Source organism: Flavobacterium sp. UBA4854 (genome assembly GCF_002399805.1).
Classification (GTDB): Bacteria; Bacteroidota; Bacteroidia; order Flavobacteriales; family Flavobacteriaceae; genus Flavobacterium; species Flavobacterium ginsengisoli.
The window spans coordinates 2,364-20,657 of the sequence record NZ_DHEI01000146.1; the positions used below are offsets into that span (position 1 = coordinate 2,364).

The following is an 18,294-nucleotide window of genomic DNA, read 5'->3' on the forward strand; positions in this document are numbered from 1 at the left end:
GTTATGAGCCCGACGAGCTGCCTACTGCTCTATCCCGCGATGTTTCGGGTGCAAAGATACGGCGTTTTTTGAGAAATCCAACGAAAACTTTAAAAAATGTTTTATTTTCTGTATTGAGTTGATATGACTACCTTTGCAAAATAAATAAAGCAAAAAATGTCACATAAAGCAGGTTTCGTAAATATTATCGGAAATCCAAATGTTGGAAAATCAACATTGATGAACGCTTTCGTTGGAGAACGATTGTCGATCATTACATCAAAAGCACAAACTACACGTCATAGAATTTTAGGAATTGTAAACGGAGAAGACTTTCAGTTAGTTTTGTCTGATACTCCTGGAATTATTAAACCTGCATACGAAATGCAGGAATCGATGATGAACTTCGTAAAATCGGCTTTTGAAGATGCTGACATTTTAATCTACATGGTCGAAATAGGCGAGCAAGATCTTAAAGATGAAGACTTCTTCAAGAAAATCATTCATGCTAAGATTCCGGTTTTATTACTTTTAAATAAAATTGATAATTCAAACCAAGAGCAATTAGAGCAGCAAGTTACTTTCTGGAAAGAGAAAGTGCCAAATGCAGAAATTTTCCCGATTTCGGCTTTGCAGAATTTCAACGTTCCGGAAGTTTTCGGAAGAATTATTGAATTATTGCCAGAATCACCACCTTATTATCCAAAAGACCAATTAACAGATAAGCCAGAACGTTTCTTTGTTAACGAAACAATCCGTGAGAAAATTTTATTGAATTACGCTAAAGAAATTCCATACGCAGTAGAAATCGTAACAGAAGAATTTCATGAAACCGACAATATTATCAGAATCCGTTCGGTAATTATGGTAGAACGCGATACGCAAAAAGGAATCATCATAGGACATAAAGGTGCAGCTTTGAAAAAAGTAGGAACAGATGCACGTGCTGATTTAGAGAAATTCTTCGGAAAACAAATCCACATTGAGCTTTATGTAAAAGTGAACAAAAACTGGAGAAGCAATGCCAATATGCTGAAACGTTTCGGATATAATCAATAGTTTATAATTGTTTCAAGTTTCAGGTTTCAAGTTAAATGTCAGGTATAAAATTTGGCACTTGAAACCTGAAACTTGAAACAAAAAATAATAAAATCTTAGGTACTTAGAAACTTAGCGTCTCAGCAACTTTTTTTAACTACCTTTGCAAAAAATTTAAATAAGGCATTTACGGTTTTTAGTGATTGGTTTTTTATGAAGCTAAAAAACTGAAATCTAAGTCTAAAGCCTAAAATTCAAAAAAAATGAATAATAACATTGTTGCGATAGTAGGAAGACCTAACGTAGGGAAATCGACCCTGTTTAATAGGCTGATACAAAGAAGAGAAGCTATTGTAGATTCAGTATCTGGGGTTACCCGTGATAGAAACTATGGTAAAAGCGAGTGGAACGGAAAAGAGTTTTCTGTCATTGATACAGGTGGATATGTTCGAGGGTCTGATGACGTTTTCGAAGGAGAAATTCGTAAACAGGTAGAACTTGCTATCGACGAAGCCGATGTTATTATCTTTGTGGTTGATGTTGAAGAAGGAATTACGCCAATGGATGAAACTGTTGCAAAATTACTTCGTAAAGTAACAAAACCAGTTTTATTGGCTGTAAATAAGGTTGATAACGCAATGCGCGAAAAAGACGCTGTTGAGTTTTACAATCTTGGTTTAGGCGAGTATTTTACTTTCGCAAGTATTTCAGGAAGCGGAACTGGAGATTTATTAGATGCTTTAATTGAAGCTTTTCCAGAAAAACCGGAGCCAGTTACGCCAGAAGTAGAATTGCCTCGTTTTGCAGTTGTAGGACGTCCGAATGCTGGAAAATCTAGTTTTATCAATGCCTTAATTGGTAAAGATCGTTATATTGTTACAGATATTGCTGGAACAACTCGTGATGCAATTGATACTAAATTTGACCGTTTTGGTTTCGAATTTAACTTGGTTGATACTGCAGGAATTCGTCGTAAAGCAAAAGTAAAAGAAGATTTAGAGTTTTATTCTGTAATGCGTTCGGTACGTGCGATCGAGCATGCAGATATTTGTATCTTGGTTATCGATGCAACCCGCGGATTTGAAGGTCAAGATCAAAGTATTTTTTGGTTGGCTGAGAAAAACCGTAAAGGTGTTGTAATTTTAGTAAACAAGTGGGACTTGGTAGAAAAAGATACGATGTCGACTCGTGACTACGAGGAGAAAATCAAAAAAGAATTGATGCCTTTTACAGATGTGCCAATTTTATTCGTTTCTGCTTTAACAAAACAGCGTTTATTAAAAGCATTGGAAGCTACGGTTCAAGTTTTCGAAAATAGAAAACAAAGAATTCCAACTTCAAAATTCAACGAATATATGTTGAAAGTAATTGAAGCATATCCGCCGCCAGCAACAAAAGGTAAATATGTGAAAATTAAATATTGCATGCAATTGCCAACTCAAACACCGCAATTTGTGTTTTTTGCTAACTTGCCACAGTACGTTAAAGAGCCTTATAAGCGATATCTTGAAAACAAAATTCGTGAAAAATGGGATTTCGCAGGAGTTCCGATCGATATTTACATAAGAGAAAAATAAAAAAAGAGTCCCCTTGAAAATAGGGGATTTTTTTATGATTTATTTCTATTTACTTAAAAGATCAATTTTTTATTGGCATTATATTTGAATAAATGTAAAAAACACAATTAAACCTTTTGCGTTTTTGTAAGTCTTACAGATCTAACTAACCCAATTTTATGACCAAGATTTATTCATTTCTATTGTTTTTAGCTTTTGTTTATTCGGCAAATGCCCAAAACAATATTGTTATCAAAGGAACTGTAGTTGATATTAACTCGCAGCTTCCGCTTGAACTCGCCACCGTTTATTTTACAACTGTAAAAGATTCTACTATCATAGAATATGCTACAACAGATAAAAACGGAAATTTTATTATCAATACGAAGAAGTATGATAAACCGGTTTTTTTAAAGGTAAATTATACTGGATACCAAGCGTATTTTGAAGAACAAAAAGGACTTACAGAAAGTAAAGACTTTGGTAAATTGTACATGCTTGAAAATGCAAATGTTTTAAATGAAGTAATAATTAAAAGCGAAGCCCCGCCAATAACCATTAAAAAAGATACTTTAGAATTTAATGCGGGTTCTTATAAAGTGCGCCCAGATGCAAATGTGGAGACCTTACTGAAACAATTGCCCGGATTTGACGTAGATAATACTGGAAAAATTACGGTAAATGGGCGAGAAGTCAATCAGGTTTTAGTCAACGGAAAAGCATTTTTTGATAAAGATGGAGCTATTGCCATTAAAAACCTTCCTGCTGATATTATTAAAAAAGTTCAAGTTTCTGATTTTAAAACCAAAAAAGAAGAATTGGCCAAACAAGAATCGACTTCAGATTATTCGAGTATAAATATTACCATTGACGAAAAGAAAAACAAGGGATATTTTGGTAAAGTACTTGGCGGATACGGCTCAGATGAACGCTACGAAAGCAGTTTGATGATGAACTTCTTTAAAAACAAACAAAAAATCAGCGTTTTAGCCTCTTCAAATAATATCAATTCGACCGGATTTTCTATGGATGAAGTTTTTGATAATATGGGAGGCGGAAGAAATGCAAAAGGAGGTCAGGGCGCAAGCAGTGGAGGAAAAGGAATTACGCAGTCGACTTTGGCTGGAATTAATTATTCTGACGATTGGTCAAAAGATTTGGAATTTATGAGCAGTTATAACTTTACAAATGCGGTGACTAAAAACGATAGCAAATCCAATCAGATTAGTTTATTGCCTACTGGAAATATTTTAACTGAAGCAGATTCTAAAACAAGAAATGAAAATACTGGAAACAAGGCTAATTTTGAGTTAGAATACAAAATTAATCCTACTATGCAGATTGTTGTTGCACCTAAACTCAATGTATCTCAATCAAACAGCAATTCTAGTTCTTCTACTTCTTCAGAAAACCAAAATGGAGAGGCGTTGAACGAAAGTACGGCAACATCTCATACAGAAAGTTCGAATACGAGTTTTGCGAATAGCATTAATTTCAATAAAACTTTTAAAAAGGAATCTAGAAATTTAAGTGTGGTTTTTAGCAATAGCAACACTAAAAATGATTCGAACGGAATTAATATTTCTGAAACCATTTTTTATCAAGATGCAAAACCAAATGATGAAAGAAATCAGAATGCAAAAAATACTTCAAAAAGTGATGCGTACTCGTTTGATTTAGAATATACAGAACCAATCACAGATTCGCTTCGATTGCGTTTTGGAACCGATTTTGACTGGCAGAGTTCAATGAACGATCAGAAAACATATAATTTTGATGATGCGTCACAAGAATATTCAGATTTAAACTCATCGCTAACGAATTATACAACATCAAAACAAAATTCGATTACGCCAAAAGTGGGTATTAGTTGGCAGAAAAGAAAATTTACACTTAATGTAAATTCTAGAACATCAATTGTTGAGTTTGATAATCATTCATTCTATTTAAATCAAGCGACTGATTTGAATAAAAGATATATGCTTCCGTATGGAACAGCACAGTTTCGATATAAATTTAATCGTTCTAAAAACTTAACATTTAAGTATGATTATTCTAATGCGCTTCCATCGGCAACACAATTAATGCCGGTTGCAGATTTAAATAATCCGTTAAATAGTGTAATTGGTAATCCAAATTTAAATCCGATTGAGAAAAATACTGCTGGTATCGATTTTAAAAATTTTGATTTTAGAACGCGTTCTGGCTATAGCTTATTTCTTAAAGGAGATTACTATAATAATGATATAGTTTCGACTTCTATTTATGATGACAGCGGAAAAAGAAATACAACTTATGTAAATATTTCAGGAACTTATTCGGCTTCGGTTGGAGGAAACTGGAATCAGCAGATTAAAAAAGATGCACACATCATTAGATACGGTTTGCGTTTAAGCGGTAATTATAATTTTGATAAAGGATTTACAAATGCAGTTATGTACAATGCAAAATCGGTTGTAATTACACCTAGCGTTTATGCTTCTTACGATTATGGAGAAGTGCTTTCAATTTCGCCGTCTTACAGCTTATCGTATAATGAAACGAGATATGAAAATTATTCGAGAGATGCGACTTCAAACGTAATTCATCGAATTAATATGCAAACAACTTCTTACTGGCCAGCAAATTTAATTTTCGGAAATGATTTTGGATATACGTATAATTCAAATATTTCAGACGATTTTAAAAAGGATTTCTTTTTATGGAACACCAGTTTGTCTTACGGATTTTTGGATAAAAAATTATATGCAAAAGTGAAAGTTTACGACGTTTTAAACCAAAATCAAAGCGCAACAAGAACCATTTCGCCAACGTCTATTCGCGATGAAGAAAATACGGTTTTAAAAAGATATGTAATGTTTTCTCTTGCCTATAAAATCGGGAATTTTGCAGAAAGCAAAAAAGGAAGAAAGCAGAGAGGAGCGTAATTCTTGAGGGGCAAAGGCTCAGAGTTACAAAAGTTTAAAGGTTACAAAAAATGCCTGTCAAATTTAATTTGACAGGCATTTTTTGTATAATTCATAATTCATAACTTTTTTCGATTAATTCGATGATAAACCGTAAGTCTGAAAATATCACGATCATAGAAATCTACGCCACTTGCGCGTCTTTGAAAGTTCTTTAAATAACCCAATTCCACACCAAGATTTGGATTGAAGTGATAACGCAAAGCAACATAGAAACGGTTTTGATCGAAAGTATTTTTGCGATTGTCTTTTCCGAAATTAAAAAGAACTTCGTCTGAAATAGTTCCTTTTATGCTTCTGCCTTCTTTTTCCCAAAGGGTAAACATGGATTGTAAACGATATCTAAATCGAAAAGCATATGAAAATTCGTCTAGTAATCCTGTTTTATCTGCTTTTTGAATGAAACGTTCTTCTAACTGAAAACGGTTGTGAAAAGTGATTTTAGCAAGATCATTAATTAGAGTTACGTCTTGTTGTACTCTATATTCAGGAACAGAATAATCAGGATCAACATACGGATTTTGGGTATTTACATTGAAAAAAGCAAATCCAGCTCCAACTTCAATCATTTTATTGGCCCGATATCTAGCTTGAGATCTAATGACAAAAAGGTTTTCATGAACAGGATTTACAAAGCTTCTATTATCAAACTCAGAATGTAGCGCCCACTTTTCAGACAAGGGAAAAATATTATAATAACGAATCCAGGTTAGAGTTTGCTGGTCGATATTTCTTTGATTTTGCCCTGTAATTAGTTGGCTAATAAAGAGTAAAGTGAAAAATAGTTTAAAAGATCCTTTCAATTGCGATAAATTCAGGCTGCGAATTTATGCAAATGATCTCATTCCTAATTATTTTAAAATCTGTTTTATGTATTTTTTTGTGAAAATAAAAACGAGACACATTCTAAAATGCATCTCGTTTTTAATACTAAAACTAACTAACCTGACCGCTTACAGTGAATACTTAAAAGTAACTCCGTAAGTTCTTTGATCACCAAGAACTCCAGCATATTGTCCTGTGTTACCACTTGCAGGCAATAATTGCTCATAGTAATCTTTATTGAAAAGGTTTCTTCCCCAAATTTGAATAGATAAACCTTGCGAAGCACGGAAACCTAAACGAGCATTAAAGATTGCATAACCTTGAACTACTAAATATTTTGAAGCCGAAGGGCTTGAAGAAAATTCAGAACGAGCATAACTATCAGCAGCGAAGAAAATTTTTCCAGCATTACCAAAGAATTTTGCATGATCAGAAAGCTCACCTCCAAGAGAACCAGCCCATCTTGAAGCACCTGGTAAATCAGTTCCAGAAACATCTTTATAAGCTACCTGAACTCCATCAACCGTAAGTCCTGTTTCTTCTAACGGAAGCGGTGCATTTGTAAATTTCACATATTTACCATCTGTATAAGTAGCAGCACCATTTATCGTTATGTGTGAATTGATAACAAAGCTCGCATCCAATTCGGCACCTCTTACACGTACTTTATCAGCATTTGCAAGATAACCACGGTTTACACCTAATTCAGCTGCCTGAACGTTAGTTTGGAAATCTTTGATGTCAGTATTAAATAACGTTAAATTTAAAATAGAATTCTTAAACGGAGATGTTTTTACTCCAACTTCGTAATGATATACTTTTTCTGGTTTAACTACAGCAAGTTCAGTCATTGGCTGTCCTGCTGAGTTTGTTGGAAGCCCAGCTACGTTAACTCCAACTGGTTTGTAACTTTTAGCAAATGTTGCATAAGCATTGATTTTGTCTGATGCTTTGTAAGTAAGCGTTAAGTTACCAGAAAAATCTGTGTTATCTGTATCTGAATCAAATGCTTGATCTGAGTAAACTGATTTTTTCAAAGCTAATAAGGCAGGATCTGTTGTTTGAAGACCTCCGTAAGTTTTACGAGAATAACTCGCGTCTTTTTTGTCAAAATTATATCTCAAACCTGGTAAAATGTGGAATTTTTCTGTAACTGACCAATCAAGCTGACCAAATATTGCTGCACTCGAAGCTCTAATTCTTGCGTCAGTATGGATGCCGTAGCCTTCAAAAAGACCTGGTGTTTTCCATAGTGGGCTAGTTGAGCTTTGTGAGAATCTCCATTGTGCATTTCCAGATTCTTCTGTACCATCTGTCTGAGAAGTTTGATCAATAAAGAATACTCCACCAACACCGCTTATTTTTGAAGTTATTTGTCCAGCATAACGAACCTCTTGTGTAATTTGTGTTTGTCTTGTTGGGTTTTGAGATTTAGCTAAAACCTGTAATCCTGTAAAATCTCTATCATTTGATGGATCCCAATTCCAGAAACGCCATGCTGTTGTAGAAGTAAGTGTCCCACCTCCAATTTTTGTATCGACATTTAATGAAACTCCTCCTAAATCTTGTCCAGAACGCCAAGGAGTATCATGATCAATTTTACGATCAAAAGCATTTAAACTTGGCAATTGATAGTTTAAATCGGCGATAATAGCATCAAACTGACGGTATGCAGCCCTTTTAGTAGGGGCAACACCAGCAACAATCTGCGCATATCCGTCAGGACGCTGTGTGGTAAGGTCACCTGCAAAAGTAACGTTTGTATTTTCAGTAGGAGTCCATAATAATTGTCCTCTAAAACCTTGATTGTTTAAAGTATTTGTAGGTCTTCCTGTAGCAATGTTATCGATTAAACCATCTCGTTGTGTTCCAGAAAAAGATAAACGACCAGCCACTTTTTTTCCTAATGCTCCTGTAACAGAAGCTTTAGCTTGTAAAAAGGCATAATTTCCGTAGCTAAGTTCAAAATCGGCACCAGGAGTAAAACTTGGTTTACGAGAAGTAATGTTAAAAGCTCCAGAAGTTGTGTTTTTTCCAAATAAAGAACCTTGCGGACCACGTAAAACCTCGATTTGTTCTACATCAATAAAATCTAAAGTAGTCGCTGCTGGACGTGCATAATAAACACCATCAACATAAAAACCAACTCCAGGATCGATACCGTCATTTGTTAATCCGAAAGGAGAACCTAAGCTTCTAATATTGATTCCTGTATTTCTTGGGTTAGAAGAATACAACTGAACAGAAGGAACCAATTCTTTAATACGGTTTACGTTAAATGCTCCAGCTGCTTCTGCTTGTTTTCCTGTAACTACCGAAACAGCAATTGGCACATCTTGTACTTTTTCTATTCTTCTTCTTGAAGAAACTACAACTTCTACAAGTTTGTTTTCTTCACGTAAAGTAACCAATAGAGGTGAAGCTGGAATAGCCGTGATTTCAATTTCGGCAGTATTGTAGCCAATGTATTGAACCAAAAGGGTAAACGGTAATTTTCCTTGTGATTCTATCGAAAATCTTCCTTCAGAGTCTGTAATTGCACTAAAAGTTGTTCCTTTAATAACCACGTTCGCTGCTTCTAAAGGAATATTTTGATCTGTTGTTACAACCCCGTCTATTTTTTGTGCGAATGAGATTGAGAACGTTAAAACTGCAAGTATTGTAAGTATATTTTTTATAGATGTTTTCATTTTTATATTAAGTATATGTGATTAGTAGAATTTAAAATTAAATTTTTTTTACCAACACATACACATCATAAATGAAGCAGTATTCACAGTCGTGAATTTATAATTATAGTTTTTTTGCAAAAGATTTTGTCCACCTGATTTACTAGAATGTACTTTCATGAGTTAAAATTTTGTAAATGATTAGTTAATTATTTTTGGCAAATATATATAATTAATTCTATCGATTTACTAGACTTTAGAAAATATTTTTTTATTTTTTTACAAGAGAAGCGATTGTGATGCCTTCCATAGCCTTCAAAGTTTTGTCTCTAATAAGCATTAGACCGTGACGCAGACTGCATTCAGACTCGGTTTTACAATCAGAACAAGGTTCGTAAAAATTTAAAGAAGCGCATGGCAAAAGTGCAATTGCACCGTCAAATAATCGGTGAATTTCTGCCAAAGTAATGTCGTTTTTAGATTTTATCAGATAATATCCGCCAAATTTTCCTTGCTTACTGCTTACAAAACGACCGCGTTTTAGATCCAACAAAATCTGTTCTAGGAACTTTTTAGGAATGTTAGCGCCATCAGCAATTTCTACAGTTCTAGAAATGTGATTTTCGTCTTGTTCTGCTAAATAAAGTAAGGCCTTAAGGGCGTATTTTGCTTTATGTGATAACATCTATTAATTAATTGTAAAATGTAAATGTATGATTTTTTAAGATTGAAACCTAAATCTGAAACCTCAAACAATGAAAATTAGAACCAGAATAAATTACCAGCTTCCTCCAGAACCACCTCCAGAGAATCCTCCGCCTCCAAAGCCTCCGCCGAAGCCACCGCCTCCGCCAAAACCGCCGCCAGATGATCCGCCTCCGAATCCTCCAAATCCACCTCCGCTTCTTCCAAGATTACTTAGAATAATAGCATCAAGTAAACTAGGGCCACCGCCACCGTTGTTGCCTGAATTTCCGCCACCACCTCTTTTATTTCGAGAAAGCAGAATTAAAACAATAACAACAATTACGATAAAAGGCAGAAAAGGAAAGTCTTGTCCTTTGTTCTGTTTGCGTTCGCCTTTGTATTTTCCTTTAAAAACATCAAAAAGCGCATCGGCTCCTTTGTCAAGACCGTTGTAATAACTTCCTTTTTTAAATTCGGGAATGATAATATTTCTTGTGATTTCTCCGCCTATACCTGCAGTTAATCGGTCTTCAAGTCCATAACCAGGAGAAATCCAGATTCTTCTTTCGGCTTTAGCCAATAAAATTAAAACCCCATTATCTTCTTTAGCTTGGCCGATTCCCCATTCTTGAGCCCATTTAGGAGTAAGAATGCCAATATCTTCACCTTTTAGGCTTTCGATAGTAATAACAACAATTTGAGTAGAGGTAGAATCGGAGTAACGAACTAATTTTTCCTCTAATTGTGTTTTTTCAGAAGCGCTTAAAACATTTGCATAATCGTAAACAGAAGTTTGGAAATCAGGTTTTTTGGGAATATCAAATTGAGCAAAAATAGCATTGCTCATAAATAATGTGATAAACAAAAGAGTAATCTGAAAAATTCTATTAGAATTTGAGATTTTAATTTGGGAATTTTTCATTATTTATCCTTTTGAGATTTCGTTAGATAATTCGTTTGTATCGTCTTCCTGAGAAGGGAAATATTTTTTAAGCTGTTCTCCAGCATTCAAAATGCCATCAACAATTCCTTGTTTAAAATTGCCAGATTTAAAATGATTAGTCATAACATCTTTGGTACAATCCCAAAAATCATTTGCGACCACATCGTTAATTCCTTTATCTCCACAGATAACAAAGTTTTTATCTTCAACTGCAAAATAGAGTAGAACACCATTCTGCAATTTAGTTTCATTCATTCTTAATTGATGAAAAACTTCTAAAGCTCTATCGTAATGAGCTTTAGAAGTTGTTTTTTCTATATGAACTCTAATTTCGCCAGAAGTATTATTTTCGGCCATACGAATAGCTTCAACAATTTCCTGCTCTTCTTCTTTGGTTAAAAAATCTTCTACTTTTGACATAAAAATGATTTTAGAGTTTAATTTTTTTTTTAGAATTTTACTTCAACAGGTTTATCTGCTCCAGTAGAAGCTTCAAAGTATGGTTTCTCCTTGTATTCGCTCAAGAACCAGTTGTTTGGAATCTTTAAAACATATCCGTTGTAATCTTGTACAGATTCATTGAAACGGGTTCTAGCTGTTAAAATCTGATTTTCAGTGCTAGCCAATTCGTCTTGTAATTTTAAGAAGTTTTCGTTTGCTTTTAATGTTGGATATTGCTCAACAGAAACTAATAATCTAGATAAAGAAGAAGATACACCGCTTTGCGCTTGGTTAAATTGTGCCAATTGTTCTGGAGTTACGTTGCTTGGATCAATTGTTACAGATGTAGCTTTTGCACGAGCTTCGATTACAGCAGTTAAAGTTCCTTTTTCAAAGTCAGCAGCACCTTTAACAGTGTTTACTAAATTTCCGATAAGATCATTACGTCTTTGGTAAGCGGTTTGAACATTTCCCCACTCTTTGTTAACAGCTTGACTTTTTTGTAAAGCAGTATTTTTAATTCCAATCGACCAAAATGCGATAATAGCAATAAAAGCTACAATAATTCCAACAGGGATCAACCACTTTTTCATATTTGTTTTGATTTAAGTTTATTTCAATTTTTAATTACAATTCGTTTTTGATGTCGTTTAGTTGCGTTTTTATCAATTCTAATTTACGTATTATTTCGAATTTATCTAACGTTTTCTTCTGACCTTCTTTTAAGTGTGTTTTGGCACCTTCTAAAGTAAATCCTCTTTCTTTTACTAAGTGATAAATCAATTGAAGGTTGGTAATATCTTCTGGTGTGAACATTCTGTTTCCTTTGGCATTTTTTTTAGGTTTTAGAATGTCAAATTCGCTGTCCCAAAATCGTATCAAAGAAGCATTGACATTAAAAGCTTTGGCTACTTCGCCAATACTGTAATATCTTTTGTCTTTAGAAAGTTCAATATGCATGGTTTGTTTTTTTCTATTTTACATCAAAAATAGTATTTTTTGTACTATTAATCTAATGATTGGTTTTCTTGGTTTGCCATTTGTGAAATTGCCACATATTCTACAGCTGAAATATTTCCGTAATAAAAATTCAACGGATTAACTACTTTTCCGTCTTTATGTACTTCATAATGACAATGCGGCCCTTCAGATCTTCCTGTGCTTCCAACGTAACCAATAACATCGCCGCGTTTTACTCGCTGTCCAGGATGACAGTTGTATTTGCTTAAATGCGCATACAAACTTTCATATCCAAAACCATGCCTGATCACAATATGATTTCCGTATCCAGAAGCAGTATTGTCAGCTCTGTCAACGACTCCGTCTCCTGTTGCGTATATTGGAGCGCCTGTATTGGCCGTGAAATCCATTCCGTTATGCATTTTTCTGACTTTCGTGAAAGGGTCAATACGGTATCCAAAACCTGACGCGACACGTTTTAAATTTTCATTTCGTACTGGCTGAATGGCAGGAATTGCTAATAATAAATTTTCTTTTGCTCCAGCTAATTTTAAAATTTCATCTAGAGATTTGGACTGAATTGCTAATTGCTTTGAAAGTTTATCAATTCTTTTGGTGGTATTTAAAACCAATTGCGAATTATTATATCCTTCAAGAATTTTATATCGGTCAGAATTTTTAAAACCAGCTTTTCTTATAGAATCTGGAATTTCAGCTTTATTAAAATAGACGCGGTAAATATTATTGTCACGTTCTTCTAATGCATCTGCGGCTTCATCTATTTCATCCAATTTTTTATTCAAAATAGCATATTGCAGTTTTAAATTTTCGATTTCGCGGGCTTGTAAACGATCTTTTGGGGTTTCAAAATAAGGAGTATTAATTAGAAGTACAAAAACTAAAAATCCAAATAGTGCTGATGCCAATAAAAACAGTAATGCGTAACCAATTTTTATTCTTTTTCTGGTTTTTATTTTCGTATAAGCCAGATTTTCTGAGTCGTAATAATATTTTACTTTCGCCATATTTTAAAATACGCTATTTTTGCAGCTTGTAAAATAACTTAGACGAACAATTTGACAAAATGTTTCAGTTGTTTGGGCTTTTTTACAAGAACAAAATAATTTGATAATTTGGGGAGAATTACTTAAATTATATAATGCGCAAATTAGCAATTTTATTGTTGTAAAACATAAGTTTTTAGTTTTCGATTTTAAAAATTAACGCATTATTGATTGAAAATAAAACGTAATCAGCACGTTATCAAATTGACACATTAAACAGACACATTTTCTAATTAAAATATGAAATCACAAGACGTACGTAAACAATTTTTAGATTTTTTTGAGAGTAAAGGACATACTATTGTTCCATCAGCTCCTATTGTTCTTAAAGACGACCCAACCTTAATGTTCAATAACTCGGGAATGGCCCAGTTTAAAGAATTTTTCTTAGGGAACGGAACTCCAAAAAGTCCAAGAATAGCCGATACACAAAAATGTCTTCGTGTTTCAGGAAAACATAACGACCTTGAGGAGGTTGGTATCGATACTTACCATCACACAATGTTTGAAATGTTAGGAAACTGGTCTTTTGGTGATTACTTCAAAAAAGAAGCGATCAACTGGGCTTGGGAATTATTGACAGAGGTTTATAAGATTCCAAAAGAAAATCTTTACGTTTCTGTTTTTGAAGGAAGTAAAGAAGATAATGTTCCTTTTGACCAAGAAGCTTGGGATATCTGGAAAACTTTAATTGATGAAGATCGAATTATTTTAGGAAATAAAAAAGACAATTTCTGGGAAATGGGTGATCAAGGACCATGCGGACCTTGTTCTGAAATTCATGTTGATTTACGTTCTGCAGAAGAAAAGGCTTTGGTTTCTGGAAAAAGTTTAGTTAACAATGATCACCCGCAAGTTGTTGAAATCTGGAATAATGTATTCATGGAATTCAACCGTAAAGCAGATGGTTCGTTAGAAAAACTTCCGGCACAACACGTAGATACCGGAATGGGATTTGAGCGTTTGTGTATGGCTTTACAAGGAAAAACATCAAACTATGATACTGATGTTTTTATGCCTTTGATTAGAGAAATCGAAACGATTACTGGAGCAAAATATACGGTTAAAGCTTCAAATGAAGCCGAAGAAAAAATTAATATTGCCATTCGCGTAGTAGCAGATCACGTTCGCGCGGTAGCTTTTGCTATTGCTGACGGACAATTGCCTTCTAACACTGGTGCGGGTTATGTTATTCGTAGAATTTTACGTCGTGCTATTCGTTACGGATTTACTTTCTTAGGTACTAAAGAGCCATTTATTTATAAATTGGTTGAGACTTTAAGCGAGCAAATGGGAGATTCTTTCCCAGAAATCAGAACGCAAAAAGCACTTTGTTCGAATGTAATTCGTGAAGAAGAAAACTCTTTCCTAAAAACATTAGATCAAGGATTGATTCTTTTAGATGCTGTAATTTTAAATAATACTGGCGATACAATCGATGGTAAAAAAGCTTTCGAATTGTATGATACATATGGTTTCCCAATCGATTTAACGGCTTTGATTCTTTCAGAAAAAGGATTGAAATTGGACGAGGAAGGATTTAAAGAGCAATTGCAATTACAGAAAGAAAGATCTCGTGCAGCTTCTAAAGTAACAGCTGGAGATTGGCATGTAATTATTGAAGATGATGTTCAGGAATTTGTTGGTTATGATAGATTAGCGCAACAAGTTAAGATTACAAAATATCGTAGAGTTGAGAGTGCAAAAGATGGAGAAATTTTCCAATTGGTTTTTAATGCAACTCCATTTTACGGAGAAAGCGGAGGACAAACTGGAGATAAAGGATATTTAGAAGCGCAAAACGGAGATATTATTTATATCATTGACACTAAAAAAGAAAACAACCAAACGGTACATTTGGCGAAATCATTGCCAGAGAACCTTACAGGAACTTTTAATGCTGTTGTTGATGCAATTCAAAGAGCTAAAACTTCTTCAAATCACTCGGCTACACACTTGTTACACCAAGGTTTACGTAAGATTTTAGGAACTCATATAGAGCAAAAAGGTTCGATGGTAAGAAATGCTTCATTACGTTTTGATTTTTCTCATTTTGCTAAAGTTACAGATGAAGAATTATTAGAAGTTGAAAACTTTGTAAATGCAAGAATTCGTGAGAGTTTGCCATTAATCGAAAAAAGAGCGATTCCAAAAGATCAAGCCCTTGAAGATGGTGCAATTGCATTATTTGGAGAAAAATATGGAGATTTAGTTCGTACAATTAAATTCGGAGATTCTGTTGAATTATGTGGAGGAACGCACGTTGCTAACACATCTGACATCTGGCATTTTAAAATTATTTCTGAAGGAGCTGTTGCAGCAGGAATTAGAAGAATTGAAGCAATTACAAGTGAAGCTGCAAAAGAGTATTTTGAGTCTCAAGCAATTTCTTTTGGAGAAATTAAAGAAGTGCTTAAAAATGCTCCAGATCCTGTAAAAGCGATTCAGGCATTGCAAGACGAAAATGCTCAATTGAAAAAACAATTAGAAGCTCTATTGAAAGATAAAGCTAAAAATATGAAAGCTGATTTAGCTAAAGAATTACAAGAAATCAACGGAGTTCAATTTTTAGCAAAACAGGTAGATTTAAATCCAGAAGGAGCAAAAGATTTAGCTTACGAGTTAGGTGGTTCGTATAACAATTTATTTATTGTTTTGGCTACAGCGCACGAAGGAAAACCAATGTTAACATGCTATATTTCTAAAGAAATTGTAGCAGAGAAAAACTTAAATGCTGGACAAGTTGTTCGCGAATTAGGGAAATACATCCAAGGTGGTGGTGGCGGTCAGCCTTTCTTCGCAACAGCAGGAGGTAAAAATGTTGACGGAATTGCTGAAGCGCTTACTAAAGCTGTGGATTTTGTTAAGTAGATTCTAAGAGGCTAAGTTTTTAAAAAGTAAACCCGATAAGTTTTAAAACTTATCGGGTTTTATTTTTTGCCACAGATTAAAATGATTAAAAAAGATTTTTTTCTCATTTTCTGTCATTTCGACGAAGGAGAAATCTTCACTAGAAGCTCGACAAAGATTAGATTTTCGTTGCGGAGTTGCTTGTGGAGATTTCTCCTTCGTCGAAATAACAAATAATGCGTGTAATAGATTGCTATTTATAGTATTTTATATTTGTTATTTCGACGAAGGAGAAATGACAAATAAGGATAAAAAAAACTTAGAACCTTAGCAACTTAGCACCTCAGAAGCTTAGAAAACTATTTTCGCTCTCCAATCTGCTGGCGCCACATAGCGTAATACAATCCTTTTTCTACAATCAAATCTTCGTGTTTCCCTTGTTCGATAATTTTCCCTTGTTCTAAAACAAATATCTTATCAGCGTGCATTACAGTAGACAATCTATGAGCAATTAAGACGGTGATTCTATTTTTGTCTGAGATATTTCTGATTGTATCGTTGATTTCTTCTTCGGTAATAGAATCTAAAGCAGAAGTAGCTTCATCAAAAATCAATAAATTCGGATTTCTTAAAATTGCTCTCGCGATAGATAAACGCTGTTTTTCTCCACCCGAAACTTTGATTCCGCCTTCACCAATTGTAGTATTTAAACCATCTTCTGCACGTCTTAAAAGCTTATCGCAGCTTGCGCGTTTTAAGGCATCATATAAATCTTCGTCGGTTGCGTTTGGTTTAACAAATAATAAGTTTTCTCGAATTGTTCCTGAGAATAATTGAGCATCTTGAGTAACAAAACCAAGCTGTTTTCTTAAATCTAATAAATCAACATCTGTAGAATCAATGTCGTTATACAAAACTTGGCCTTCGGCAGGAGTATATAATCCGACTAATAATTTTACTAAAGTTGTTTTTCCAGATCCAGACGGACCAACAAAAGCCACGGTTTGTCCTTGTTTGATTTCGAAATTAATATTTTCAACCGCTTTAAATTTGGCAGTTTTGTGCTGAAAACTAACATTTTGGAAAAGTAGTTTTTGAATTGCACCAATATGTTTAGGGCTTTTTGGACGAAACTCTTTTGGAGCATTCAGTAAGTTTCTGAAATTTTCCATAGAAACTTTTGTTTCATTCAAAGCAATAATAAAGTTTCCTAATTCTTGTAAAGGACCAAAAATGAAAAAAGTAAAAAATACCATTGTCAATAAATCACCAACAATGATTTTTCCTCCGAACAAGAAATAATAAAGAGCAAAAACAACGCAAGTTCTTAAAAAGTGAACGGTTGTTCCTTGAATAAAACTCAAACTTCTTATGAAACGAATTTTCTCTAATTCTAATTGAAGGATTTTGAAAGTGTTTAAGTTCAGACGCTTTTCTTCTTGATACGTTAAACCAAGACTTTTTACTAACTCAATGTTTCGTAAACTTTCAGTTGTAGAACCTGCAAGAGCATTGGTTTGATTGACAATCTTTCTCGAAACAATTTTGATCTTTTTACCCAAATACAAACTAACCAAAGCAATAATTGGAGCTGTAATTAAAAAGATAATAGAGATTCTAAAATCTATTCGGGCAACATAAACAATAACGAAAATGAAACCTATAATAGTTTGAAAGATTAGCGAAATAGAAAGTGTGATAAGTTTTTCAGAATCAATTCTAACTTTTGTCAGTTTACTCAACGTTTCTCCGCTTCGCTGATCTTCAAATTCAGCATACGGAAGATCAAGAGATTTCTTAATTCCGTCAGTATACATTTGAGCACCAGTACGCTGAATGACAACGTTGGTAAAATAATCCTGAAAGTTTTTGGTGATTCTAGAAATCATCGCAGCACCAAGCGAAAGACCGAGCCAGAAAGCCAATGATTTAATAAATCCGATTTCGTTTCCTTTGTATTTTGCCAAACCAACCCCGCAATCCTGCATAAGTTTTCCGGTAATTACTGAATCTGATAAACTGAAACAAATGTTGATAGTAGCCATAATCAAAGCAAAAAACAAAAGCATTTTATGCTTGATAATGTAGGTATATAATAATTTCATATAAGAATTTTAAAAAAATGGAAGATGCAAAAATAAGGAATTGTTTTAGTTTGTGTAGTCAGTTTCTGTTATTAAAAATGTAATTTTTTAAAAGTCCTTCGAATGATATAAAATAAAAGAAAAAACCTGAGTATTTATACGCATTTTTGGTCTTTAGTTTTTTTTTAATAAGGCAATTATTGGGCTATTTTGTTTGTTAATAGGTTATTGA

The 18,294-nt window shown here is 33.9% G+C and carries 13 protein-coding genes; 4 read left to right on the forward strand and 9 right to left on the reverse strand.

The annotated features are described in order from the left end of the window. The first annotated feature begins 156 nt into the window (after nucleotides 1-156). The 3 genes from era (at nucleotide 157) to B3J44_RS21260 (ending at nucleotide 5,500) form a co-directional block, all read left to right on the forward strand. Nucleotides 157-1,038 carry a GTPase Era gene (gene era / locus B3J44_RS21250; protein ID WP_111422569.1) on the forward strand — a complete coding sequence of 294 codons (882 nt, stop codon included), beginning with the start codon at nucleotides 157-159 and terminating at the stop codon, nucleotides 1,036-1,038. A gap of 242 nt (nucleotides 1,039-1,280) precedes the next feature. Then, complete coding sequence (gene der / locus B3J44_RS21255; RefSeq protein ID WP_286971283.1) at nucleotides 1,281-2,594, forward strand: ribosome biogenesis GTPase Der; 1,314 nt, start codon at nucleotides 1,281-1,283, stop codon at nucleotides 2,592-2,594. Nucleotides 2,595-2,752: 158 nt separating this feature from the next. Then, on the forward strand, nucleotides 2,753-5,500 hold the full coding sequence (locus B3J44_RS21260) for an outer membrane beta-barrel protein (protein ID WP_286971284.1): 2,748 nt from the start codon (nucleotides 2,753-2,755) through the stop codon (nucleotides 5,498-5,500). Between the two features lie 98 nt (nucleotides 5,501-5,598). Here B3J44_RS21260 and B3J44_RS21265 read toward each other — a convergent pair whose 3' ends face one another. The 8 genes from B3J44_RS21265 to B3J44_RS21300 all read right to left on the reverse strand — a co-directional run bounded on the left by B3J44_RS21265 (nucleotide 5,599) and on the right by B3J44_RS21300 (nucleotide 13,089). Continuing rightward, entirely contained in the window at nucleotides 5,599-6,342 is a 744-nt protein-coding gene (locus B3J44_RS21265) for a DUF2490 domain-containing protein (RefSeq protein ID WP_286971285.1), read from the reverse strand. A gap of 150 nt (nucleotides 6,343-6,492) precedes the next feature. Continuing rightward, nucleotides 6,493-9,054, reverse strand: coding sequence for a TonB-dependent receptor (locus tag B3J44_RS21270; protein ID WP_286971286.1), 2,562 nt, complete (start codon nucleotides 9,052-9,054; stop codon nucleotides 6,493-6,495). Nucleotides 9,055-9,304: 250 nt separating this feature from the next. Continuing rightward, nucleotides 9,305-9,718 (reverse strand): RrF2 family transcriptional regulator, encoded by a 414-nt coding sequence (locus B3J44_RS21275; RefSeq protein WP_012023964.1) that lies wholly within the window; start codon nucleotides 9,716-9,718, stop codon nucleotides 9,305-9,307. A gap of 93 nt (nucleotides 9,719-9,811) precedes the next feature. Further along, nucleotides 9,812-10,642: a TPM domain-containing protein gene (locus B3J44_RS21280; protein WP_286971289.1), complete on the reverse strand. Its 831-nt coding sequence runs from the start codon at nucleotides 10,640-10,642 to the stop codon at nucleotides 9,812-9,814. A 3-nt stretch (nucleotides 10,643-10,645) separates the two neighbouring features. Continuing rightward, complete coding sequence (locus B3J44_RS21285) at nucleotides 10,646-11,083, reverse strand: TPM domain-containing protein (RefSeq protein ID WP_198857571.1); 438 nt, start codon at nucleotides 11,081-11,083, stop codon at nucleotides 10,646-10,648. Between the two features lie 29 nt (nucleotides 11,084-11,112). Further along, nucleotides 11,113-11,697 (reverse strand): LemA family protein, encoded by a 585-nt coding sequence (locus tag B3J44_RS21290; protein ID WP_198857570.1) that lies wholly within the window; start codon nucleotides 11,695-11,697, stop codon nucleotides 11,113-11,115. Nucleotides 11,698-11,731: 34 nt separating this feature from the next. Then, on the reverse strand, nucleotides 11,732-12,064 hold the full coding sequence (locus tag B3J44_RS21295; RefSeq protein ID WP_198857569.1) for a MerR family transcriptional regulator: 333 nt from the start codon (nucleotides 12,062-12,064) through the stop codon (nucleotides 11,732-11,734). Nucleotides 12,065-12,111: 47 nt separating this feature from the next. Then, on the reverse strand, nucleotides 12,112-13,089 hold the full coding sequence (locus B3J44_RS21300) for a M23 family metallopeptidase (protein WP_278022635.1): 978 nt from the start codon (nucleotides 13,087-13,089) through the stop codon (nucleotides 12,112-12,114). A gap of 279 nt (nucleotides 13,090-13,368) precedes the next feature. Between B3J44_RS21300 and alaS the strand changes: the two genes are divergently transcribed. Next, nucleotides 13,369-15,999: an alanine--tRNA ligase gene (alaS, locus tag B3J44_RS21305; RefSeq protein ID WP_286971294.1), complete on the forward strand. Its 2,631-nt coding sequence runs from the start codon at nucleotides 13,369-13,371 to the stop codon at nucleotides 15,997-15,999. A gap of 338 nt (nucleotides 16,000-16,337) precedes the next feature. Here the strand turns inward: alaS and B3J44_RS21310 are convergent, their stop codons facing one another. After that, nucleotides 16,338-18,083 (reverse strand): ABC transporter ATP-binding protein, encoded by a 1,746-nt coding sequence (locus tag B3J44_RS21310; protein WP_198857566.1) that lies wholly within the window; start codon nucleotides 18,081-18,083, stop codon nucleotides 16,338-16,340. Between the last annotated feature and the right edge of the window lie 211 nt (nucleotides 18,084-18,294).